This is a genomic window from Pseudomonas sp. NFACC24-1, from assembly GCF_900115235.1.
Classification (GTDB): Bacteria; Pseudomonadota; Gammaproteobacteria; order Pseudomonadales; family Pseudomonadaceae; genus Aquipseudomonas; species Aquipseudomonas fluorescens_AA.
The window spans coordinates 1-23,757 of sequence record NZ_FOVS01000009.1 but is presented as its reverse complement, the minus strand read 5'-3'; the positions used below and the strand labels follow the sequence as shown (position 1 = coordinate 23,757).

Annotated in this window: 17 protein-coding genes; 9 read left to right on the top strand and 8 right to left on the bottom strand. The window is 62.8% G+C overall.

The window, feature by feature from the left end:
- Nucleotides 1-111 precede the first annotated feature (111 nt).
- The gene (locus BM317_RS10600; RefSeq protein WP_092474278.1) at nucleotides 112-675 is read right to left on the bottom strand and encodes an NAD(P)H nitroreductase; all 564 of its coding nucleotides are present in this window, start codon (nucleotides 673-675) and stop codon (nucleotides 112-114) included.
- 119 nt (nucleotides 676-794) lie between these two features.
- On the opposite strand from BM317_RS10600, the gene BM317_RS10595 reads away from it, so the two are divergent.
- Nucleotides 795-2,249 (top strand): TrkH family potassium uptake protein, encoded by a 1,455-nt coding sequence (locus BM317_RS10595; RefSeq protein ID WP_060738671.1) that lies wholly within the window; start codon nucleotides 795-797, stop codon nucleotides 2,247-2,249.
- On the opposite strand, the gene BM317_RS10590 is transcribed toward BM317_RS10595, so the two are convergent.
- Entirely contained in the window at nucleotides 2,206-3,267 is a 1,062-nt protein-coding gene (locus BM317_RS10590; RefSeq protein WP_092167393.1) for an AraC family transcriptional regulator, read from the bottom strand. The genes BM317_RS10595 and BM317_RS10590 overlap by 44 nt on opposite strands.
- 139 nt (nucleotides 3,268-3,406) lie before the next feature.
- Here BM317_RS10590 and BM317_RS10585 point away from each other — a divergent pair, with 139 nt between their 5' ends.
- Nucleotides 3,407-3,718 (top strand): Mpo1-like protein, encoded by a 312-nt coding sequence (locus BM317_RS10585; RefSeq protein ID WP_092167391.1) that lies wholly within the window; start codon nucleotides 3,407-3,409, stop codon nucleotides 3,716-3,718.
- Nucleotides 3,719-3,730: 12 nt separating this feature from the next.
- The gene (locus BM317_RS10580; protein ID WP_092474276.1) at nucleotides 3,731-4,321 is read left to right on the top strand and encodes an HD domain-containing protein; all 591 of its coding nucleotides are present in this window, start codon (nucleotides 3,731-3,733) and stop codon (nucleotides 4,319-4,321) included.
- A gap of 156 nt (nucleotides 4,322-4,477) precedes the next feature.
- On the opposite strand, the gene BM317_RS10575 is transcribed toward BM317_RS10580, so the two are convergent.
- Entirely contained in the window at nucleotides 4,478-5,293 is an 816-nt protein-coding gene (locus BM317_RS10575; protein ID WP_092167387.1) for a UDP-2,3-diacylglucosamine diphosphatase, read from the bottom strand.
- 135 nt (nucleotides 5,294-5,428) lie between these two features.
- Here BM317_RS10575 and BM317_RS10570 point away from each other — a divergent pair, with 135 nt between their 5' ends.
- Together BM317_RS10570 and BM317_RS10565 are read left to right on the top strand one after the other, a co-directional pair.
- Complete coding sequence (locus BM317_RS10570; RefSeq protein WP_092167385.1) at nucleotides 5,429-6,178, top strand: helix-turn-helix transcriptional regulator; 750 nt, start codon at nucleotides 5,429-5,431, stop codon at nucleotides 6,176-6,178.
- A 117-nt stretch (nucleotides 6,179-6,295) separates the two neighbouring features.
- Nucleotides 6,296-7,186 (top strand): DMT family transporter, encoded by an 891-nt coding sequence (locus BM317_RS10565; protein ID WP_092167382.1) that lies wholly within the window; start codon nucleotides 6,296-6,298, stop codon nucleotides 7,184-7,186.
- On the opposite strand, the gene BM317_RS10560 is transcribed toward BM317_RS10565, so the two are convergent.
- Nucleotides 7,180-7,467: an Rdx family protein gene (locus tag BM317_RS10560; protein ID WP_060738678.1), complete on the bottom strand. Its 288-nt coding sequence runs from the start codon at nucleotides 7,465-7,467 to the stop codon at nucleotides 7,180-7,182. The genes BM317_RS10565 and BM317_RS10560 overlap by 7 nt on opposite strands.
- Nucleotides 7,468-7,538: 71 nt before the next feature.
- On the opposite strand from BM317_RS10560, the gene BM317_RS10555 reads away from it, so the two are divergent.
- Nucleotides 7,539-9,746, top strand: coding sequence for a patatin-like phospholipase family protein (locus BM317_RS10555; RefSeq protein ID WP_092474274.1), 2,208 nt, complete (start codon nucleotides 7,539-7,541; stop codon nucleotides 9,744-9,746).
- Between the two features lie 139 nt (nucleotides 9,747-9,885).
- Here the strand turns inward: BM317_RS10555 and BM317_RS10550 are convergent, their stop codons facing one another.
- The 3 genes from BM317_RS10550 to recQ form a co-directional block, all read right to left on the bottom strand.
- Nucleotides 9,886-11,847, bottom strand: coding sequence for a FimV/HubP family polar landmark protein (locus tag BM317_RS10550; RefSeq protein ID WP_092474272.1), 1,962 nt, complete (start codon nucleotides 11,845-11,847; stop codon nucleotides 9,886-9,888).
- 119 nt (nucleotides 11,848-11,966) lie between these two features.
- Nucleotides 11,967-12,401, bottom strand: coding sequence for a MarR family transcriptional regulator (locus BM317_RS10545; protein ID WP_003199001.1), 435 nt, complete (start codon nucleotides 12,399-12,401; stop codon nucleotides 11,967-11,969).
- Between the two features lie 117 nt (nucleotides 12,402-12,518).
- Nucleotides 12,519-14,645 (bottom strand): DNA helicase RecQ, encoded by a 2,127-nt coding sequence (gene recQ / locus BM317_RS10540; protein WP_092474270.1) that lies wholly within the window; start codon nucleotides 14,643-14,645, stop codon nucleotides 12,519-12,521.
- A 400-nt stretch (nucleotides 14,646-15,045) separates the two neighbouring features.
- On the opposite strand from recQ, the gene BM317_RS10535 reads away from it, so the two are divergent.
- The 3 genes from BM317_RS10535 (at nucleotide 15,046) to BM317_RS10525 (ending at nucleotide 18,053) form a co-directional block, all read left to right on the top strand.
- Entirely contained in the window at nucleotides 15,046-15,633 is a 588-nt protein-coding gene (locus tag BM317_RS10535) for a UPF0149 family protein (RefSeq protein WP_060738682.1), read from the top strand.
- 8 nt (nucleotides 15,634-15,641) lie between these two features.
- The gene (locus BM317_RS10530) at nucleotides 15,642-16,037 is read left to right on the top strand and encodes a YbaN family protein (protein WP_092474268.1); all 396 of its coding nucleotides are present in this window, start codon (nucleotides 15,642-15,644) and stop codon (nucleotides 16,035-16,037) included.
- Between the two features lie 117 nt (nucleotides 16,038-16,154).
- The gene (locus tag BM317_RS10525; RefSeq protein ID WP_092474266.1) at nucleotides 16,155-18,053 is read left to right on the top strand and encodes a trypsin-like serine peptidase; all 1,899 of its coding nucleotides are present in this window, start codon (nucleotides 16,155-16,157) and stop codon (nucleotides 18,051-18,053) included.
- A gap of 262 nt (nucleotides 18,054-18,315) precedes the next feature.
- On the opposite strand, the gene BM317_RS10520 is transcribed toward BM317_RS10525, so the two are convergent.
- Nucleotides 18,316-23,757: Ig-like domain-containing protein (locus tag BM317_RS10520; protein WP_092474264.1), on the bottom strand; the 5,442-nt coding region annotated here is incomplete at its 5' end.

The following is a 23,757-nucleotide window of genomic DNA, read 5'->3' as shown; positions in this document are numbered from 1 at the left end:
TTGGAATGTCAGGTCACCCCAGGGTGGGGGCTGCTACGCAGCCCAACGGGGATAAATCCCCTCGCCACAGATAAGTCCTCTTCACCACAGGAGCTGCGCCAGACGCCCTACCTACAGGCCTGTCCACTCGCTAACAAATTCTGCGGTTTCCACCTGCGGCGCCGTGCGCGCTTCTTTCTGCGGTGTGCCCAGGTAGAGAAAACCGATCACCTCTTCCCCCTCTTCAAGGCCAAGCCCCCTGGCCACATGCGGCGAATACGCCAGCTCACCAGTACGCCACACCCCACCCACCCCTTGGGCATACGCGGCTAGCAAGATGCCATGGGCCGCGCAACCGGCCGCCAGCAATTGCTCGGATTTCGGGATTTTGAAATGGTCCTGCAGACGGGCAATCACTACCACCACCAGCGGCGCGCGCAATGGGCCGTTGAGGGCTTTTTCCACGACGGCTTCGGGGACGAGCGGGTCGTTGAATTTGGCCGCTTCGGCCAGCAGTTCGCCCATGCGATGCCGCGCCTGCCCCTCGACCGTCAGAAAGCGCCATGGCCGCAACTGGCCGTGATCCGGCGCCCGCATGGCCGCGGCGAACATGACCTCGCGCTGTTCCGGCGTGGGTGCCGGCTCCACCAGGCGCGGGACGGAAACACGGTTGAGCAAAGCGTCGAGAGCCTGCATCGGCCACCTCCTGAAAAAATGTTTGGCTATTCTAGCGGGAAGCGCCGCCGGCTGCCGGTTTACATGCCGCTTGTCGCGGGTAGAATGGCGCCCTTCCCTTTACAGCCTGAGCGGACTTCATGGCGTTGCCGACCCTGCGGATCATTGGTTTCATCATCGGCATCTTCCTGATCACCCTGGCGATCTTCATGGTCGTGCCCATGGCCACCCTGTTGGTCTTCGAGCGCACCCGCGACCTGCCGTCGTTCCTCTGGTCGAGCATGATTACCTTCGTCGCCGGCCTGGCGCTGGTGCTTCCCGGACGCCCGGAACACATCCACCTGCGTCCGCGGGACATGTACCTGCTGACCGTCAGCAGTTGGCTGGTGGTGTGTATCTTCGCCGCCCTGCCCTTCCTGCTGACCCAGCACATCAGCTATACGGATTCGTTCTTCGAAAGCATGTCGGGCATCACCGCCACCGGCGCCACCGTCCTGAGCGGCCTGGACACCATGTCCCCGGGCATCCTGATGTGGCGCTCGCTGCTGCACTGGCTCGGCGGTATCGGCTTCATCGGCATGGCAGTGGCGATCCTGCCGCTGCTGCGCATCGGTGGCATGCGGCTGTTCCAGACCGAGTCCTCGGACCGCTCGGAAAAAGTCATGCCCCGGTCCCACATGGTGGCTCGACTGATCGTGGCGTCCTACGTGGGCATCACCATCCTCGGCACCCTGGCGCTCTGGTGGGCCGGGATGAGCCTGTTCGATGCCATCAACCATTCGATGTCGGCGATCTCCACCGGCGGTTTCTCCACCTCGGACCTGTCCCTGGCCAAATGGACCCAGCCGGCGGTGCACTGGGTCGCCATCGTCATCATGATCCTCGGCAGCCTGCCATTTGCCCTGTATGTCTCGACGCTGCGCGGTAATCGCCGGGCGCTGATCAAGGACCAGCAGGTCCAAGGGCTCATCGGCGTGCTACTGGTCACCTGGCTGGTACTCGGCACCTGGTATTGGGCGACCACCGACCTGCATTGGCTGGACGCGCTGCGGCACGTGGCGCTGAACGTGACGTCCATCGTCACTACCACCGGCTTCGCCCTGGGCGACTACAGCCTGTGGGGCAATTTCTCCTTGATGCTGTTCTTCTACTTGGGGTTCGTCGGCGGCTGTTCGGGCTCGACAGCTGGCGGGATCAAGATTTTCCGCTTCCAGGTCGCCTACATTCTGCTGCGGGCCAACCTCAACCAACTGATCCACCCCCGTGCGGTGATCAAGCAGAAGTACAACGGTCATCGCCTCGACGAAGAAATCGTCCGCTCGATCCTCACGTTCTCGTTCTTCTTCGCCATCACCATCTGCGTGATCGCCCTGCTGCTGTCACTGCTGGGCGTGGAGTGGATGACGGCCCTGACCGGCGCGGCCAGTACCGTGTCCGGTGTCGGCCCGGGGCTGGGGGAAACCATCGGGCCAGCCGGTAACTTCGCACCGCTGCCGGACGCGGCCAAATGGATTCTGTCCGGGGGCATGCTGCTGGGCCGGCTGGAGATCATCACGGTGTTCGTGCTGTGTATCCCGGCGTTCTGGCGCCACTGACCGGTTCAGGCTGGCTCGTCAAGCGCGCCCGGTATTCGCCGGGCGTGGTGTCGAACCAGCGGCGAAAGGCCCGGAAGAAATTGCTCGGGTCGGCGAACCCCAGCAAATAGGCGATTTCCAGCAGCGTCATGCCTGGCTGCGCCAGGTACTGCTCGGCCAGTTCACGACGGGTGTCTTCGAGCAGGCTCTGGAAACTGGTGCCCTCTTCCTGCAAGCGCCGCTGCAAGGTGCGCTGCGACAGGTGCAACGTCTGCGCCACCGCGTCTCGCTTGGGTTCCCCCTGGGGCAATAGCCGACACAATACTTGTCGCGCCTTGTGGGTCACGCGGCTTTCCGAAAAACGCGCGAGGTATTCCCCGGCAAACCGGTCGTGAAGCTGTGCCATGGCTTCGTTGGCCGTCGGCAGCGGCGCCTCCATGTCGGCCCGCTCAAAGATCAGCGCGTCATAAGGCGCGCCAAACACCAGGGGCGCGGGGAAGGCTCGGTGATAAGGCGCCAGGTCCAACGGTTCCGCGCCCTGGAGCAACACCTTCACCGGGTGCAGGGTACGCCCGGTCAACCAACTGCACAGGGCCAGCGCACACGCCAGGGACGCTTCGGCACTTTGACGGGTTGGCGGCAGGTGGTCGCCATGCACCGTCAGGATCAGCCCGTAGCCCTCTTCCAACTGGCGAAAACTCAAATCGGCGCTTTCGGCAATGATCCGCTGGTAACGCACCAGCCGCTGGAAACCCTCCACCAGGGTGCGACTGGACATCAAGGCGTAACCAGCCACATGGAACGAGGCCGGGCGCACCACCTTGCCCATGTTCAAGCCAATGGCCGGGTTATCCGACAACTCCACGGCCCGTTGCCAGAGCCGGGTCATCGAGTCCTGGGGGAAACGCGCATCCGGATCGTCCAGCGCATCGAAGTCCAGCCCCAGTTGCTTGAACAGCACCCGACAATCCAGGCCGTCCATTTCCAACGCCTTGACAATCCCCATCGCCCAGCTTGAAGAAGTGGTTCGTTCGCTCATGACGTTTTACTTGCATGACGAGCCGCAGGGTACGGCTGGATTTGCGAAGGATACTAAAGTGGCGCTGATTGTCACTGGCCGTAGCGATTGATGGCTCTAGACTTCAAGTATCAGAACAATAACCACAGAGCCAGCCGTCGTGGAAAACGCTAAACGATTCAATAGTTTCGCCGAGTTCTACCCGTATTACCTCAGCGAACACAGCAACAGCACCTGCCGGCGACTGCATTTCATCGGCACCTCCTTGGTCATTCTGGTGTTCGCCCTCGCTCTCGTCATGGGTAACGGGTGGCTGTGGCTCGCCCTGCCCGTGGCCGGCTACGGCTTCGCCTGGGTCGGGCACTTCTTCTTCGAAAAGAACCGTCCCGCCACCTTCCAGCATCCGCTCTACAGCCTGCTCGGCGATTTCGTCATGTACCGCGACATGCTGCTGGGCAAGGTCGCGTTCTAATAAGGACTGCCGATGAGCAACCACGCGCGCTTTACCCACATGGAAGAAGGCACCCAGCAAGACTGGGCGATCATCGCGGCCGACTTCAGCGCCTACGCGCGGCAATTGCCGGGCCGGATTCTGGCCCACTTGAAGCTGCTGGACGGCGATTTCGGCGGGTTCCCGGTGGATCGCCTGACTCATTCCCTGCAAACCGCCACCCGCGCCTACCGTGACGGGCGGGACGAGGAATATGTGGTCTGCGCCCTGCTCCACGACATCGGCGACACCTTGGGTTCATACAACCACCCGGACATCGCCGCGGCGATCCTCAAGCCCTTCATCAGCGCCGATAACCTGTGGATGGTGGAAAAGCACGGGATTTTCCAGGGCTATTACTTCTTCCATCACCTGGGCATGGACCGGCACCTGCGCGAGCAATTCAGTGGCCATCCGCAATACCAGGCGACCATTGAGTTCTGTGCGAAGTACGACGCGGCGGCATTCGATGCCGAATACGACACCCTGCCGTTGAGTTTCTTCGAGCCGATGCTGGAAAGGGTCTTTGCCACGCCCAAGCAATCGATCTACAAGGCGGCGATGGCGGAACAAACGCCGCCCTGACAGACACAGTGCCCCCTGTGGCGAGGGGATTTATCCCCGCTGGGCTGCGCAGCAGCCCCAAAATGACTACCTGAGTTTGCGATCTACCTGATAAACCGAGAGGGCTGCTGCGCAGCCCAACGGGGATAAATCCCCTCGCCACAAAGGGTGTAAGACTCACGCAGGTTCAGCGACCTTTTCGGCCTTGAGCAACGCCTCCCGCGCCTGGGCCTCCGCCAACCGATACAACTCGATCGACCCGTCCCAATGCTCGATCAGCGCCGTGCAGGATTCGACCCAATCGCCACAATTGAGGTATTCCACCTCGCCCACCATGCGCATCTCGGCGTGGTGGATATGCCCACAGACCACGCCATGCAGTTCGCGCTTCACACACTCGTGGGCGATGGCTTCTTCGAAATCGCTGATGAAGCTGACGGCGGTCTTGACCTTGTGCTTGAGGTACGCCGACAACGACCAGTAGCCGTAGCCATAACGAGCCCGCCAATGGTTGAGCCAGCGATTCAGCGTGAGGGTGAACTCGTAGGCCGAATCCCCAAGGAACGCCAGCCAACGGTGGTAACGGGTGATGACATCGAACTGGTCGCCATGGATCACCAACAAGTGCCGACCATCGGCGGTGACGTGCACCGCTTCATCCACCAACTGGATATTGCCCAGAATCAGCTTCGAATAGCGCCGCAGGAATTCGTCATGGTTGCCGGTGACGTAGATCACTTCGGTGCCGCGCTTGCTCATGGTCAGCAAGCGACGAATGACGTTGGTGTGGGCCTGGGGCCAATACATGCCACCGCGCAGTTTCCAACCATCGATGATGTCACCCACCAGGTAGATCTTGTCGGCGTGGTAGCCCTTGAGAAACTGCGACAAGTGCTCGGCCTGGCAATCCCGGGTGCCCAAGTGCACATCGGAAATCCACAGGGTGCGAACACGCTGCTTGCGGCTGGGTTTGGCGAGCTCGGCGCTGGTCATTGGGCAACCCTCTGATCGTTTTCGCCACTGTGCACGCCAGCGGTTAATGGCCCATGACAAACACAAGTCCATTACATGACAGCGCGGGGCGGTGTGCCCTCGGTGTATGCTGGCGGCCTGACACGGGAGACCGCGATGAGACCGATCCTCACGCTACGCCACTACAGCCACGATTTGATTGTCCACAGCCACGACCACGCGCAACTGGTGTTCGGGTTGTCCGGCGCGCTGGATTTCGAGGTCGAAGGGCGTGGCAGCCAGGTGGTGCAGCAGAGTTTCGTGGTAGTACCCGCCGGTGCCCATCATGCCTGCGGCAGTCCCCAGGGCAGTCGCTGCCTGGTGCTGGATGTGCCCAGTGACGATTGGCTCGGCCAATGCCTGGGGGATCACGCCGACGCCAGCCGCCGCTTGCTCGACGACACCGCTCGCCTGCCCCTGGATGCGGGGCAAAGCCAGTTGGTCAGTTGGTTGGCGGGCAGCCCGGTGGACGATCCGGTGATCGCCCAGCAAGGCGCGGTGCTGCTGCTGGCGAGTCTCAATAACGCTCGCCAGGCAACCCACGGCGGCCGGCGCCTGCCCTACGCCGCGCTCAATGCCCACATCGACCAGAACGCCGCCTATGCGCTGCAAGTGGCGGACCTGGCGCGAATCGCCGGCCTCTCCAACGCCCGCCTGCACGCACGCTTCGTCGCCGAGTGCGGGCAAACCCCGATGGAGTACATCCGCAGCCGCCGCTTGCACCAGGCCGTGGCGTTGTTGCGTGATTCGCAGTTGCCCATCGGTGAGATCGCCCACCGCGTCGGCTACAGCTCCCAAAGTGCCTTCGCCGCGGCGGTGCTGCGCGAATTCGGCGTCTCGCCGGGCAAGCTGCGGCGTCAGCGCTAGCTTCGCGCTAAAAATCGCTAGGATCGCGACAGACGCCAGCACCTCCCCAACGCTTAAATACCCCCATGGGATCGATGTTTGTCCGTCGGTTTTGGCTTATCTGTTGAAAGGATTGAAATGACACCTCGTACCGCCCTCGGCGCCCTGCACATTGGTGCACTCATGTTTGGCCTGACCGGTGTCTTCGGCAAACTCGCCGCGGCTTCGCCAGCGGTCATCGTGTTCGGTCGCGCCGTCTTCGCCGTGCTGGCCCTGGCGGTGTTCGCTCGGTTCGCCAGCAGCAGTCGCTGGCAGAAACTGCGGGCACAGGATGGCCGGCGACTGCTGCTGGGCGGCCTGTTGCTGGCTGGGCATTGGGTGAGTTTCTTCATCGCGGTGAAGGTGGCCGGCGTGGCGATCGCCACGTTGGGGTTCGCCAGTTTCCCGGCCTTCACGGTATTGCTCGAGGGGCTGATCTTCCGCGAGCGGATTCGCGCCAATGAAATCTGGCTGGTGGTGCTGGTGAGCGTCGGCCTGGTGTTGGTCACGCCGAACTTCGACCTGGCCAGCGGTGCCACCACCGGCCTGCTCTGGGCCGTGGCTTCAGGGCTGTTGTTTTCACTGTTGTCATTGACCAACCGTGCCGGCTCCGCCCATGTCCCGCCCGTGCAGGCCGCGCTGTGCCAGAACGTAGTGGTCGGGCTGTGCCTGTTGCCGATGGCCGCGCCACAACTGAGCGACGTTCGCCCCCTCGACTGGTTGTGGATCGGCTTGCTCGGCGTGTTCTGCACCGGCCTGGCCCACAGCCTGTTCGTCGCCAGCCTGGCGGTGATCAAGGCCCGCACGGCGGCGGTGGTCTTCGCCATGGAACCGGTCTACGGCATCGCCATGGCCTGGTGGCTGTTCGACGAACGCCCGACCCTGCGGATGCTGGTGGGCGGCGTGGTGATCATCGCGGCCATCGTGATCTCGAGCCAGCTGGGCGGTTCGAAGAAACCGGGGATGGGCGCCCAAGCCGCGTCTCACTGAACCCGGTCGTTGTGGCCCAGGTCCCGCTCCGGGTCGATCCGGTCGCGGACCCGCTGCTTGAGGACCTTGGCCTCGGGAAAACCGCCATCAGCCTTGCGCTCCCAGATTTGCGCACCGTCGCAACTGATGTGGAACACACCGCCGGTGCCCGGCACCAGGGACACTTTGCCCAGGTCGTCGCCGAAGGTGCTGAGCAGTTCCTGGGCCAGCCAGGCGGCACGCAGCAGCCATTGGCACTGGGTGCAATAGGTGATGACAACTTCAGGCTTGTGCTCGGTCATTGCGGGTGAACTCCTGGGTTCGAAGGCGTCGTTATAATACCTGCCTTTGATCGCCCGCCCCGAGATAGACGATGCGCCGCCTGCTCCCCCTCCTGCTTCTGCTTCTGCTGCTGTTGCCCCTGTCCGGCCATGCCAACGAGCCCGCCGTCGAAGCGCCACGCCCGAAAATCGGCCTGGTGCTGTCCGGCGGCGCGGCGCGGGGCCTGGCCCACATCGGCGTGCTCAAGGCCCTGGAGGAGCAAGGCATCAAGATCGATGCCATTGCCGGCACCAGCATGGGCGCGGTGATCGGCGGGCTGTATGCCTCGGGCTACAAGATCGACGAACTGGAAAAACTCGCCCTGGGCATCGACTGGCAACAGGCCTTGTCCGATGCCCCGCCACGCAAGGACGTGCCATTCCGGCGCAAGCAGGATGACCGCGACTTCCTGGTGAAACAGAAACTGAGCTTTCGCGACGACGGCAGCCTCGGCCTGCCCTTGGGGGTCATCCAGGGCCAGAACCTGGCCCTGCTGCTCGAAAGCCTGCTGGCCCACGCCAGCGACACGCGGGACTTCGACAAACTGCCGATCCCGTTTCGCGCCGTCGCCACCGACATCGCCACAGGCGAAAAAGTCGTGTTCCGCAAAGGCCACCTGCCCAAGGTCATTCGCGCCAGCATGTCGATCCCAGCAGTGTTCGCCCCGGTGGAGCTGGACGGCCGGCTGCTGGTGGACGGCGGCATGGCCGACAATATCCCGCTGGATGTGGCCCGGGACATGGGTGTGGATGTGGCCATCGTGGTCGACATCGGCACCCCGCTGCGCACCCGCAAGCAACTGGTCACGGTGGTCGATGTGCTGAACCAGTCGACCACCCTGATGACCCGGCGCAACTCTGAAGAACAACTGGCCACCCTGAAAAAAAGCGACGTATTGATCCAGCCGGCCCTGGCGAGCTTCGGCTCCACCGACTTCGGCCGGGCCCGGGACATGATCGACGCCGGCTATCGCGCCACCCGGATACTCCAGGCACGCCTGGCCCCGCTACGCCCTTCCGAAGCGCCCGACGCCGAACTCATGGCCGCGCGCGCGCCCAGCGAACGCACACCGGTCATCACCGCCATCCGCGTAGAGAACGACTCGAAAGTCGGCGATGACGTGATTCGCTACTACATTCGCCAGCAGATCGGCGAACCGCTGGACCTGGGCCGCCTGCAGACCGACATGGGCACGCTGTACGGCCTGGACTACTTCGAACAGGTGCAATACCGCGTGGTCCACAAGGGCCCGGACCACACCTTGGTGATCAGCGCCCGGGGCCGACGCACCGGCACCGACTACCTGCGGCTGGGGCTGAGCCTGTCGGACGATATGCGCGGCGACAGCGCTTTCAACCTGGGGGCCAGCTATCGGGTCAACGGCATCAATCGCCTGGGCGCCGAGTGGCTGACCCGGGCGCAGATCGGCGACAAGCAGGAGTTGTACAGTGAGTTCTACCAGCCATTGGACGTCGGCTCGCGCTACTTCATTGCCCCCTATGGGCAATTCGAATCGCGCAATGTGGAGTCCATCCTGGACAACGATCCGGTGGCCCAGTATCGCGTCGAACGTTATGGCTTCGGGCTCAACGTGGGCCGCCAGATCGGCAACAGCGGCGAAATCCGCTTCGGTGTCGGCCAGGCCTGGGGCAAGGCCGATGTGCGCATCGGCGACCACGACCAGCCCAGCGAGAACTTCAACGAAGGTTTCTACGAACTCAAGTATTCGTTCGACTCCCTCGACAGCGTGTATTTCCCCCATGAAGGGGAAGACATCGGCCTGAGCTGGCGCCAATACGAACCGGGGCTGGGCTCCGACCAGCGCTACCGCCAGTGGGAATTCAAACTGGACAAGGCGCTTAGCAGCGGCCCGGACACCTTCATCCTGGGCGGGCGCTACGGCCGCACCCTGGACACCGCGGAGGTCGTGACCTCCAGCTTTGTGCTCGGTGGCGCGCGGCAATTGTCCGGCTTTCGCGAAGATGGTGTATCCGGACAGAACATGAGCCTGATGCGTTCCGTGTATTACCGCCGCCTCACACCGCGGGCCTACCTGCCATTGGATTTCCCGTTGTACATCGGCGGTTCCCTGGAACGCGGCCGGGCCTGGAACAACGACAATGAATTCGACAGTGGCTATATCAACGCCGCCAGCATTTTCCTCGGTTTCGATACACCGCTGGGGCCATTGAACTTCAGCTATGGCTTCAACGACGACGATGAACAGGCGGTGTACCTGAACCTGGGACAGACGTTTTGAGGGGCTGGGTGTTTGCCTGGGCTGGATTGATAACCTGACAGACCGTCATCGCGAGCAAGCTCGCTCCCACATGAACGCGCAGATTCCGTGGGAGCGAGCTTGCTCGCGATGAGACCAGCCGCCACAACCTCGATGGATCTCAGCGAATCCCCGCCAGCAGCACCCGGGCGGTCTGCTTGAGGGGTTCGTCACCTTCTACGAGCAATTCTTCAAGCAGGGTGATGGCGGTCTTCAGGTCGCCATCGTCGATGCAGTTCTGTGCCTCTTCCAGCTTGACCGAATGCTCCGGGCCCTGGGGTTCGAGGGACAGGCCGTCCAGGGAAACAGGTTCAAGGGCCAGCGGCTCAAATTCCAGCGCCTGCTCTTCATCGGCAAAGCCATCGAGGAAATCATCGTCCAGCGACTCGGTTTCCAGGGGCGCTTCCCATTGCAACTCCGGTTCGTCGAAACCTGAAAGCGACAAGCCCTCGACACTGTTGTCGGGCAGTGGCGTCGCAGGTTTTTCTTCGGCGACGGTGCCCTGGTCATCCGCCAGGTCCCAGCTGGTTTCCATGGACAGTGCGTCCAGGTCCAGCTCGAACTCGTCATTGGGTGCCTGTTCACGTTCAGGCGCAAGAACCGGCGCCAGGGGCTGTGCCTGTTCCGCTATCGGTGCGGGAATCAAGGCAACCTTGGGATAGCGCCCGCGGATATCCTCCAGCGTCCCGGCATCGACGCCTTGTGCCAGCAGATGATGTTCCTGGGCCTGGAAACCGATGACATCGCCCTGCTTGCCCAATACCTCCAACAACTTGAGGCCCAGGTCGGTGCGTTCCGGTTCGGCCAGCAATGCCGCGCGCAACAGCCCGGCGGCCTCGGTGAAACGGCCGTAGGTCAGGTAGATCCCGACGCCCTCAAGCACATCACCCTGGGGCGCATCACCGTTGTTGAACGAGTTCGCAGCCTCGGACGGCTCCGTCTCGGGGATTGATGCAAAGGTTTCGTCACCCTCCTCCAGCATCGGCTCGGGGCGCTCGGTCATCGGCTCCAACTCGCCCTGCTGCTGGCGACGCCGAATGAACAGTAACAATGCGAGCAACCCCAACAGGGCCATCAACCCCGCCACCCATGTCCAATTGATGCCCTCTGGCTCTGCAACCGGTTCGGTCACGGGGGATACGTCTGGAGCCGGCTCCGATTCAGGCTGCGCCGGTTGCGTCGACGCAACGGGGACTGGAGTCTCGGCCAGGCGGGTCTGCAATTCGCTGATCTGCTTGCGCTGGCCGGCGATTTCTTCGTCCTGGGCCTGGAGCCGCGCCTGCAGAGCCTCGATGGTCTTCTGCTGCTCCTGGTTCTGCAGCACGCTGGCGGCCAACTGCTCATCGGCTGCGGCGGACGCCTGGCCAGCGGTGGATGCAGCCGCTGTCGGCAGCACGGCCGAGTCGGGCAATAACAGGCGCTGGCCGATGGAGAGCCGGTCGCTGCCGGGATTCAAGGCCTGGATCCCTTGCATCAACTCATTGACCGACGCGTTGCTGCCGGCGTCATGCAGGCGCTGGGCAATCACCCAGGGGTTGTCTCCCTGCACGACCGTGTAACGCTTGCCCTGTACCGCCGGGGGCGGCTTGATGGCCGGAGTGGCCTGGCTCGGCATCGCAGCCTGCTGGGCCGTGGCCGGTTCGTCACGGGCCGGCACGATACCCGGTGAGCCCGGTGGGTCGATCAGCACAGTGTATTCGCGCAGCAGGCGCCCATTGGGCTGATTGAGCTGCACCAGGAAATTGAGAAAGGGCTCTTCCACCGGCTTGCTGGACGTCACCCGAATGAAGCTGCGCTCACCCCGCCATACCGGCGTAAAGCGCAGGTTGCTGAGAAAGAACACCCGCTCCACACCCGCACGACTGAAGTCGTCCGGGCTCGCCAGGCTGGCCGACAGATCCCCTTCACTGATTCCGGCCACATCGACCAGGGCGATATCGGCGCGCAACGGCTGGTTCAGGGCGGAATGGAGCGTGATCTCGCCAAGGCCCAGCGCGGACGCCAAGGCCGAAAACCCCAGGGCACCCACGACGATCGACACGTTGACCCAACTGCGCAACGTGGACTGCAAACTTACAAGCATGGGCATCCCTTTCGATTACCAGAACCAACCGCGGCGTAAACGCTCCCAATAGGAACGCCTAGTACTGGTTATAGTTCGCTAACCGGCGAATCTCAAAAGTCTGACGCCAGGGATCTGCCTCAGGATTTTTCCAGGTTAGCCAGGATCGTGCCGTGAACCCGCATGCACACGCGCATGTCCGCCTCGTCGACACCTTCGAACAGCTCCCGGCGCAATTGCGTGGCAATGGTTTCGATCTGTTCGATCAACGGTAGGGCCGGTGCGCAGAGCACGATTTTCTTGGCCCGACGGTCTTCGGCCACCGCCTGGCGCTGCACCAGCCCCTGGGTCTCGAGGCTGTCGAGCAACCGGGCCAGGGTCGGGCCTTCGACGGCGACACTCTGGGCCAGTTCACGCTGGGTCGGCGCCTGTTCGAAACGGGCCAGGTGCAGCAGCACCAGCCAGCGCGCCTGGGACAGGCCCAGCCCGGCCAGGCGGCGGTCCAGTTCGGCGCGCCAGCCTCGAGACATTTGCGCCAACTGCATGCCAAAACGGTGTTGATCGGTTAACGGCATAAAAAACTCATCAGATCTGAAATAGAGAAAAACTAATTATTAGTCAGCTAAGCATGAGCTTTGGATTCAAGCAAGGTTCGCCTTGTACTGAATCGTTAAAGGAGCGCAACTCACTGATCAGACTTCAAATTCCGACTGTAACGCAGCCCTGACGCAATACAGCACACCTTCGGGCACCCGTCCGACAAACAGCGCGGCGACTTCGGACACCGGCGGTAACTCGCCTTCGCCGTCCAGGAACGCGTCCTGTACCTCGCCCATCAGTTCCTCGGGCAGATCCAGTGCCTGTTCCAGGGACAACTGCTGTTTGCCGATGGCCTCGGCCAGCATCGTGTAGACGTTTTTCTCCGAGCACTGCAATTGCCCGGCGATCTGCAGCGGGGTCATGCCGGCCCGGGCCAGCGTGATAAGCTCGTGGCGCACATCGGCCACCGCTTTCGGCGCTTCGACCTCGCCCCCCAGGACCTGGAGGAAGGCTTCGCCATAACGCTCCAGCTTGCGCGCCCCCACGCCGCTGACCCGGGCCATTTCCGCCAGGGAGGTGGGCTGGCTGCGGAGCATTTCCAGCAGCGTCGAATCGGGGAAGATGACGTACGGCGGCACACCGTGTTCCTCGGCCAGCTTGCGACGCAAGGCACGCAAGGCTTCCCATTGATCGCGCTCTTCGCCACGGACCAATTGGCTGGCCTGGCTCTTGCTGCTCTTGATCGCCGTGGCCGGCTTGAGGTCGCGGCGCAGTTCTAGGGTAACCTCGCCCTTGAGCAAGGGCCGGCAGGTTTCGGACAAGCGCAGGCCACCATAGCCTTCCAGGTCAATGTCTGCCAGGCCGCGGGCCACCAGTTGCCGGAACAATGAACGCCACTCGCTTTCGGTGCGCGCCTTGCCCACGCCGAACACCGAGAGGTGCTGGTGGCCGAAGTTGCGGATCTTCTCGTTGTCCTTGCCCAGCAACACGTCCACCAGGTGCCCGACGCCATAGCGCTGGCCGGTGCGGAAAATCGCCGACAAGGCCTGGCGGGCCGGTTCGGTGGCGTCCCAGGTTTCCACGCCATCGACGCAGTTGTCGCAGTGCCCGCAAGGCTGGGGCATGTCTTCGTCGAAATAGGCCAGCAGGGTCTGGCGACGGCAGCGGGTCTCTTCGCACAGCGAGAGCATGGCGTCGAGCTTGTGCTGTTCCAGGCGCTTGTGGCGCTCATCGCCTTCGGAGTTCTGCAGCATCTGCTTGAGCATCACCACGTCTTGCAGGCCGTAGGCCATCCAGGCATCGGCCGGCAAGCCATCACGGCCGGCACGCCCGGTTTCCTGGTAGTACGCCTCGAGGGACTTGGGCAAGTCCAGGTGTGCGACAAAACGCACGTTGGGCTTGTCGATGCCCATGCCGAACGCCACGGTGGCCACCATGATCAGGCCTTCCTCGTTGAGGAAGCGCTTCTGGTGGTAGGCCCGCAGGTCGTTGGGCAGGCCGGCGTGATACGGCAACGCCGGGAACCCCTGCTCACACAGGAACGCCGCCACTTCATCGACCTTTTTGCGCGACAGGCAATAGACAATGCCGGCATCGCTGCGGCGCTCGGCGAGAAACGCCAGCAGTTGCTTGCGTGGCTGCTCCTTGGGCACGATGCGGTAGAAAATATTGGGACGGTCGAAGCTGGACAGGAACCGCTCGGCCCCCTGCAAGTGCAGGCGCTCGACGATTTCCTCGCGGGTGCGTTTGTCGGCGGTGGCGGTCAGCGCGATGCGCGGCACGTCGGGGAACAGTTCCGCCAATTGCCCCAGTTGCAGGTACTCACGTCGAAAATCGTGACCCCATTGAGACACGCAGTGGGCTTCGTCGATGGCGAACAGGGCGACTTCCAGGCTCTGCAGGAACGCCAGCATGCGCGGCTGTACCAGGCGTTCCGGGGCCAGGTACAACATTTTCACTTCGCCGCGCTTGATCCGCGTCGCCAGGTCCCGCTGTTGCTCGGCACTGAGGGTGGAATTCAGTGAAGCGGCGGCAACCCCCAGTTCCTCGAGGGTCGCGACCTGGTCGTCCATCAGCGCAATCAGCGGCGAAACCACCACCGCCAGGCCGTTGCGCAGCAGCGCCGGCACCTGGAAGCACAAGGATTTGCCGCCGCCGGTGGGCATGAGCACCAAGGCATCGCCACCGCTGGCCACGCGCTCAATAATGGCACCCTGACGGCCACGGAAACTGTCGTAGCCGAAGATATCCTTGAGGACGCGTTGAGCCTGTTCGAGCATAGAAACTCCAAAAATCACCGAAACATCCCTGCAAGGCTGGTTCAGAATCAAAAAAGCTGCACCGGCAAATCGTAAGTGCGCGTTTCGAACCGGCGGGACGCCGCAGGGCATCACAAAACGCGGCAGTATACCCGAGGCCTTCGTTGCGAAGGGCGCTGCTGACAAGAGGTGTCAAATAGGCGATTGCACGCCATGCGCCCTGTAGGAGCTGCCGAGTGCAACGAGGCTGCGATCTTTCCACTGCCCATTGAGTCGAGAAACGAAAGATCAAGACGGCAGCTCCTACAGGTATAGCGGCCCGCCCGTGCCCCCAAGTGGAGGCAAATACACCACGCGGCTGGCCTGGGCGCTCAAGAAGGCCTAGAATTCCCGCATTGTTTATTCCCCAAGGTAGCCCGTAATGTCCTTCGCTGAGCAACTGACCCGCCTGCAAGTCTTCCTCGACGCCGATGAGCTGCACGAGGAAGCGCTGGACTACGTGGCCGCTCACGGCTACCTGACCGCCCTGTCGATCTGCGCCGAAACGGTGCCGGATCGTGAGTGGATCGACGCCCTGTTCGCCGAAGAGCCGCATTACAGCGACGAAGCCCAGCGCGCCGAAATCGAAGCCACCCTGGTCGGCCTCAAGGCCCATATCGCCCGTCAACTGGCCTCCGACGAAGAATTCGAGCTGCCATGCGAACTGGACCTGGGCGATGACCCGGACGATTCGGAGCTGCGAGGCTGGTGCATCGGCTTCATGGAAGGCGTGTTCCTGCGCGAAGCCGCCTGGTTCGAAACCGCCGAAGAGGAAGTCAGCGAAATGCTCCTGCCGATCATGGTGGGTTCCGGCCTGTTCGACGAGCAACCGGAATTTTCCGACATCGCCGCGGACGCGAACCTGATGGACGACATGATCGTCCAGATCCCCGAAGCCCTCACCGCCCTGTACCTGCTGTGCAACGCCCCGGACGAGAAACCGGCGATCCTCAAGCCTCGCCACCACTGAGTGACCGGGTGCCCTCGCCAGTCGGCAACCGCCCGCTGATCCTGCGTTACGCTCTACTGGCCATCGGCTGGCTGAGCGTGGTGCTGGGAGTCATCGGCATTTTCGTTCCCGTATTGCCCACCACTCCCTTCCTGCTGCTGGCCGCGGCCTGCTTCGCCCGCAGTTCGCCGCGCTTCTACCGATGGCTGGTCGAACATCCCCGCCTCGGCCCGTGGATCAGCGACTACCTCAGCGGCAACGGCATCCCGCTCAAGGGCAAGGCCTATGCCATCGGGCTGATGTGGGCGAGTATCCTGTTGTCCTGCTACCTGGTGCCACTGCCATGGGCGCGGGGGTTCATGCTCACCAGCGCAGTGCTGGTGACAATTTACATCCTCAAGCAAAAAACCCTGCGCAAACCTTAAGCAAGCCCCGACCATCCGTCTGTGACCTGCTTAACCCTGTCAGCTCTGACAGTAGGCAGTCAACCCATTCCACCGCATAAATCGCTCCATCGTCCCTACGCGAACGGAGCGTCTGCCATGCTGACCCGACTGAAAAAAACTCCGGTGCCGCTGGCCTTGCGGTCGGCTGCCCATGGGTTGATACAGTCCTGTGCTGGGCTGGTAATGGTCGCGGGGGCGGCCGTCGCTGCCGCCGCGCAGCCTGCGCCTCCCATCCCGATCACTCCGGGCCAGATCATCGGCGAGAGTCAGCTCGAGAAGGCTCGGTGTGTACAGGAGTCGGAACCGGCAAAATACCAACGCTCACGCGCCGTGGGCCGGCTTTATACAGGGAGCAGCTACGGGACTGCGTGGCGGGTAGGCCCTGGAAACCTGGTACTCACCAACCTGCATGTCGTGGGTGAGAACCCGGATCTGGCTCGGATGGTCGTGGAGTTCGATTACGAGGAATCCAGCTGCGACTCGGATGCAGTTCAGCCTGCTGTCCGGGTTCCGGTCGAGCGGCTCCTGGCCTCCGATGGGTCGGCCGATTTTGCGCTGCTGGCCTTGGATCAGGAGGCGGTCGACAGCGGCGTATTGGATGCCTTCGGCTACCTGGGCCTGGATACCCGTATCTCGGAGGTCGGCGACCCGGTCTACGTTGCAGGGCATCCCTTGGCGGGGCCGAAACGGATTTCGCGTCTTCATGATGACGGACATCCCTGCTGGGTAACCGAAGTACGCAACAACGGTCGCACTGATTTCGCAAAATACAACTGCGATACCGACTCAGGGTCTTCCGGATCGCCAGTGATCGATGCACGAACCAACGCAGTGATTGCCCTGAACTTTGGTTTCAGTTCGGGGTACAACGCTGGCGCGCAGATGAGCAGCATCTGGCCCGCTATCGCGGGATATTTCGACGAGAAGTTGCCTGAGGGCAGTGTCCCGGTGGAGCAGCCGGGCGTGCCGATGGCCAAGCCGGGAGCGGTGGGCGTACAGGTACCCGTGCGCGTGACGCAGGTGGATGGGCAATCCCCGGTGGCCGGGGCACCCGGTGAACAGCTGTATTATCACGCCCCCACACATACCACGATCACCGACGTGTCCTGCCAGAGCGGAACCACCCAATGGATCGCCGAGAACGGCAAGGCCGCGTCATGCACCTTGTCAGGCGCAGCGAACTGGACCACGGCACAGTCGGTGGCGCTGCGCGTGGATGATACCGCCCCCGACGGCCTGGTCAGCGATGGCCGGGTACGACTATTGTCCTATACAGGACAGATCCGCGGAGCGAACAACCTCGCCCTGAACGTGATGTCGCGGGGCCCAGGCGAGGTTCAGTCACTACGAGCACAGGCGGGGAATTTTCAGGCCGCCCCACTGCACAGCCGGTTCCCGGAACCCTTGACCGCACGGGCGAAAGACCCGATGGACGCGGCGGTCGTGGGCGCGGATGTCACCTTCGCGGTCACTGATGACGGTGGAACAGGGACGCGGTTCGAAGGGGACAATCAGACACCCACCGTGCAGACGAACACCGTGGGTGACGCGACGTCGCCAACGCTGGTCGCCGACTCCAGGGCCGGTACATTGCAGGTTACTGCCATGTCGAGCGGCAGGACGGCCACGTTCCACTTGCGGGTGGTGTCGCAAGACGGTGACCCGACGGATGCTGTGGAGCATCTGTCGGTGATAACGGGGCAAGGACAGATCGCGCCAGAGGGTACCGAGTTCCCTCTTCCCCTCACGGCACGGACATTGGATGAAGGTCGGGATCCGGTAGAGGATGCATGGGTCACCTACACGATTACCGATGACAGGGAGACTGGAACCCGATTCGTCGGGGCCGATCAGACGCCGACAGCGACGACCAATAGCCATGGTGAGGCAGTGTCGCCGAAGCTGATCGCCGGGAACAAATCTGGTTTCGTGACGATAACCGCGACCTCCAATGACAAGGCGGCGACGTTCATCATCATTGTGGGCACGATATGAGCGCGCGAGCGCCAACGCCCGGAGTCACCATCAAATGCTGGCAGTGGGCGAACTGAACGCCGGATAACGTCAGTCCGCTCTGCCGCCATCACATCCGTGGGAGCCGAGCTGGCTCGCGATGGCGGTGGTTCAGTTGATGGAGATGTCGTCCGTGCCGCCGTCATCGCGAGCAGGCTCGCTTCCACAAGGGATTTGGGAGCGGAATATAAAAACCCGCCATTTCCACTCAGGAAAATGGCGGGCTCTGTCATTTCAGCTCACCTCACACCGTATCCACCTTCAACGAATGATCATTCAACATCCCATTGATAATGGTCGCCGTGTCCGCTGCGCCGATGATCCCCCCCGCGCCTGGCGCGACGCCGTAGTGACTGGCAAGGTTGACGCCCGCCAGGTCGATGGTCTGGTTCGGCGTGGCGCCGGCGATGGCGCTGACGTCGATGCTGGTGATGAGCGACGCCCCGCTGCCGCTCACGCTGAAATGCAGGTAATCATCCAGTGACGCCGCGCTGCCATTCTCCCCTTGCAACAGCTGGGACAGGTCGAGCTTGTCGATGCCGGGCGTGAAGTCGGTGATCACGTCGTGGCCATTGTTGCCCGCCTGCCATTGGAAGGTGTCGGCGCCGCTGCCGCCGGTGAGGGTGTTGTTGCCCAGGCCACCGATCAGCAGGTCGTCACCGCCACCGCCATTGAGCACGTCATGGCCCAGGCCACCGTCGAGGCGGTTGCTGGCGCCGTCGCCGGTGAGGGTGTCATTGAAATTCGAGCCCACGAGGTTTTCGATGTGGCTCAATGTATCGGTGCCCGCGCCCAGGGTGTTCTGCGCCGCCAACAGGCCCAGGTTCACCGTGACTGCCGACGTGGCGTGGGCGTAGCTGACGGTGTCGTTGCCCGTACCGCCATCAAGCAGGTCGTTGCCCGTGCCGCTGTAGAGCAGATCATTGCCTGCCCCACCGTTCAGGGTGTTGTTGCCCGAACCGGCACTGAGTACGTCGTTGCCATCGCCCCCGTTGAGGAGGTTGTCGCCGTTGCCGGCCAACAGCACATCGTCGCCACTGGTGCCTGTCAGGGTATGGTCCGCCTGATAGCTGATGCCTACCGCTGCGCTGTCACTGCCGCCGTGGTTGTCGCTGGCGGTGTAGCTGCCGTGGTAATCCGGTGTCTTGTCTTGCGCCCCGGCATAGTCGACGGTGAGGGTCAGTTGATAGTTCTCCGCCGCGTTGGAATTACCGCCGCCGGGATTGGCGATATTGGTGACGTGGATCTGGTAATTGCCATCCGCTGCAGCGGTGAAGGAAGCCCCGTCGTTGATCGCAATGAACGGCCCGCCGTTGAGTGAATACTCCATCGCAATGTGACCGGCCGACAGGTTGTGGTCCAGGGTCAGGGTTTCGCCCTGTTTGAGGCTGATGTTGAGCCGGTCTTCATCGTTGGTGTTGTTATTGGACACCATCCCCAATGCACCGCTGACCACCAGCATCGCCGTCATGCTCGCGGTATTGGCGACGAAAGCGCTGCGGCTGAGGTTGATCGACTGCACGTTGTTGCCGGTGAAGCTGGCCGTGCCGGTGCTGCCGGTGAAGTCCGCGCCTTTGGCGACCCAACCGGTATTGAAACTGGTGGGTGACGCGGTGAGCGGATCGCCGTTGGCATCGCTGTCGTTACCCAGCAGCAACTCGCCCGGGATCACGATGTTGCCCGACAGCACGTTGGTGATGATGTTGTCGTCGGCAGCGATCGGTGGGCTGTTGGGCACGACGTTGATCACCAGGTTGGAGCTCGCCAGGTCACCGTCATGGTCGCTGACGGTGTAGCCGATGTGCTCGGTGATCAAGGTGCTGGTGGCCGTCTGGGAGGTGTAGCTGAACGCACCGGTATCCAGGTTGACCACCAGGGTACCGTCGTGGTCGGTGGCGATGCTCAATGTGTTGGTGGCGGTATTGAAGGAGCCATGGTTGAGCCCGCCGCTGGCGGTCAGCGCGCCATGGCCCCCGTTGGCCGCCGGGTCATAGCTGTACGTGGTGCCATCGACCACCAGGCTCTTGATAAACCCGCCATCGGCGCCGAACGAGCCCCCCTCGCCCAGCAGGTTGCCGGTGACCGGCGCGCCTTGCACGGTGCCGGAAAGCACCGAGTTGAGCTGGTTCAGGTCGGTGACCACCACCGCGTTGGTATTGGTGTGCGTGCTGCCGTCATAAGCCAACGGGTCGAGGTTGACGTTTCTGGCACCGCTGCCCAGGCCGACGGCGTAATTCTTGATGCCGTTGGCATCGAGAAAGGCTTTCCACGCGACCTCGTCCGCCGCGCCGATTTCGCCCAAGGTCGGCTTGCCATCGGAGAAAAAATAACCAATGTTCTGTGCGCCGGTCAGTTGTCCGGGAGTTGCGAACGCCGTCTTGGCCATCGCCACGGCCGCATCGTAATTGGTGTCACCGTGAGCGCTCAGCGCGGCGATCAGCGTCTTGGCAGTTGCCACGTCCACCCACACGGCACTTTGGTCGGTGGCACTGCCGCTGAAGGTCACAAGCTGGACTTTGACGTCGCCCATGTCGTCGTATTTGTCGAGCAAGGCGCTGATTGCCTGTTTGGCCAGATCCATACGCGAGAGCCCCGGCACGCCGGAATCGTCTTTCATGCTGCCGGACACATCAAGCACGATCAGCAGGTTCGAATCGACCTCCACCGCCGTCACCGAACGCTCGGACGCAACGGCCTTTGGTATGTCATCGACGATGCTGACCACCAGGCTGCCGGTGGTGCTGTTGCCCAGTGCGTCCGTGGCCTGATAGGTGAAGCTTTCGCTCAGCACGTTCGGGCCATCGTTGGCATGGGGTGTGGTCGTGGCCGGCGAGGTCAAGGTGTAGGTGTACGACCCATCGGGATGGAGCAGCAACTGGCCGTAGGCACCGCTGGCATTGCCCACCAGGGTGAAGGTGACGGCACCCGTGGCACCGCTGACCGAGCCGACCAAGGTCCCGCTGGCGGTTTCACCGGTGGCGCTCGGGTCACTGCCGGTGACGGTGCCGGGGGCCAGGTCCTGGCCGTCCTGGGTCAGGTCCAAGGCTTTTTCGTAGACGGTCACGTCATGGTCGGTTTCTGCGACGAGGCAGCTGTTGTGTACATCGACGGTGATGGTGGTGGTGCTTTCATCGCCATCGGCGTCGCGCACGGTGTAGGTGAACACATCGGTCGCGCCTGGTGCGCCGACAGCATCGGGATTGCTGTGGTAGACGGCGTTGCCGTTGGCGTCCAGGGTCAGGTAGCCGTAGGTGCCACTGATCTGGCTGTTGAGGCCGCCGATGGCTGGATTCGAGGTGTCGTTGCCGGCACGTACGCCGATGACTGCACCACCGTCGGCACCGAGTACGTCGTTGTCCAGCACGTTGCCATTGACCGTGCCGCCCTCCACCACCGAGGCGAAATCGCAGTGAGCCTTGGGCACGTCGTCGACGATGTCGATGACGATGGTGCTGGTGACCGTGTTGCCCAACGAGTCCGTGGCCTGGTAGGTGAAGCTTTCACTCAGCACGTTCGGGCCATCGTTGGCGTGGGGCGTGGTGGTGGCTGGCGAGGTCAGGGTGTAGGTGTAGGAGCCGTCGGGCTGAAGCGACAGTTGACCGTAGGCACCGGCGGCGTTGCCCACCAGCGCGAACGTGACCGCGCCAACGGCACCGCTGATCGAACCGACAAGGCTGCCGCTGGCGGTCTCGCTGGTGGCATTTGGGGCGCTGCCCGTGACAGTCCCGGGGGCCAGGTCCTGGCCGTCCTGGTTCAGGTCGAGGGCTTTTTCGTAGACGCTGATTTCGTGGTCCGGTGCGGCGACCAGGCAGCTGTTGTGCACGTCGATGGTGATGGTGGTGGTGCTTTCATCGCCGTCGGCATCGCGCACGGTGTAGGTGAACACATCGGTGGCGCCCGGTGCGCCGACGGTGTTCGGGTTGCTGTGGTAGACGGCGTTGCCGTTGGCGTCCAGGGTCAAGTAGCCGTAGGTGCCATTGATCTGGGTGTTCAAGCCACCGACGGCAGGGTTCGAGGTATCGCTGCCGGCGCGTACGCCAACCACCATGCCACCGTCCGCGCCCAGCACGTCGTTGTCCAGCACATTGCCGTTGACCGTGCCGCCCTCCTGCACCGAGGCAACATCGGCATGGGCGTTGGGCACGTCGTCGACGATGTCGATGACGATGGTGCTGGTGACCGTGTTGCCCAACGAGTCCGTGGCCTGGTAGGTGAAGCTTTCGCTCAGCACGTTCGGGCCATCGTTGGCCTGGGGCGTGGTGGTGGCTGGCGTCGTCAGGGTGTAGGTATACGAACCGTCGGGCTGAAGCGACAGTTGACCGTAGGCACCGGCGGCGTTGCCCACCAGCGCGAACGTGACCGCGCCAACGGCACCGCTGATCGAGCCGACAAGGCTGCCGCTGGCGGTCTCGCTGGTGGCATTCGGGGCGCTGCCCGTGACAGTCCCGGGGGCCAGGTCCTGGCCGTCCTGGTTCAGGTCGAGGGCTTTTTCGTAGACGCTGATTTCGTGCTCGGGTGTGGCGACGAGGCAGATATCGTGGACATCGATGGTGATGGTGGTGGTGCTCTCATCGCCGTCGGCGTCACGCACGGTGTAGGTGAACACATCGGTCGCGCCTGGGGCGCTGACGGTGTTTGGGTTGCTGTGGTAGACGGCGTTGCCGTTGGCGTCCAGGGTCAGGTAGCCGTAGGTGCCATTGATCTGGGTGTTCAAACCACCGATCGCCGGAGTCGAGGTGTCGTTGCCAGCGCGCACACCAATCACGGCACCACTCACGGCCGGCCCGTCGGCGCCGCCTTCGTCGTTATTCAGGACGTTGCCACTGACCGTTCCGCCTTCATCCACCGAGGCGGCATCAGCATGGGCGGTCGGCAAGTCGTCGACAATGTTCACGTTCAGGTTGCCGTTGGCTGTGGTGCCGTTATCGTCGGTGACCACAACGGCGAATTGTTCGCTAACGCTGTTGGCGCCGTTGGCGTTTGGATGGGCTTCGTTGTCCAGCAAGGTGTAGCTGTAGCTGACCACACCAGTAGCAGCGTTGAAGCCGGTGATGGTCAGCGTGTTGCCCAGCGCGGTGGTGATGGACTGCGGGAAACCTGCCGACACGCCGCCTACAACCACATTGATACCGCCAACACTCAAGGTCTGCACACCGTCCAGCGCGGTCACGGTGAACGTGCCGCTTTGGGTCAGGGCCGATGCGTCCGGGTTGCTGCCGTCGCTGAGGTTTTTCTCCTGCAACGACAGCTCACCGCCCTCGGTGTCGAGGCCGGTGATGACCACCGGATCATCATTGTTGTGCACTTGCAGCACCAGGTTCGCGGTGCTGGTGTCGCCGTCGGCGTCGGTCAGGGTGTAGGTGAAGGTTTCGCTGCCGTTGCCGCCGCCGTGCAAGCCTTTGAAATCGGCATCGGCGGTGTTGAGGGTGTAGGTGTAGGAACCGTCGGCGTTGAGCACCAGGGTGCCGTAGGTGCCGGTAAAAGTGCCGGGCGTGATTGGGCCGGACGCCACGTGGTCCGCACCTTGGGTGTCGTTGGTCAGCACACTGCCGGTCAGGGTCAGGTGGGTTTCCGAGGCCGTACTGGCGTTGCTGTCGTCCACGGCTTTGGGCAGGTCGTCGACGATATTTACGTCCAGGTTGCCGTTGGCCGTGGTGCCGTTATCGTCGGTAACGACTACGGCGAA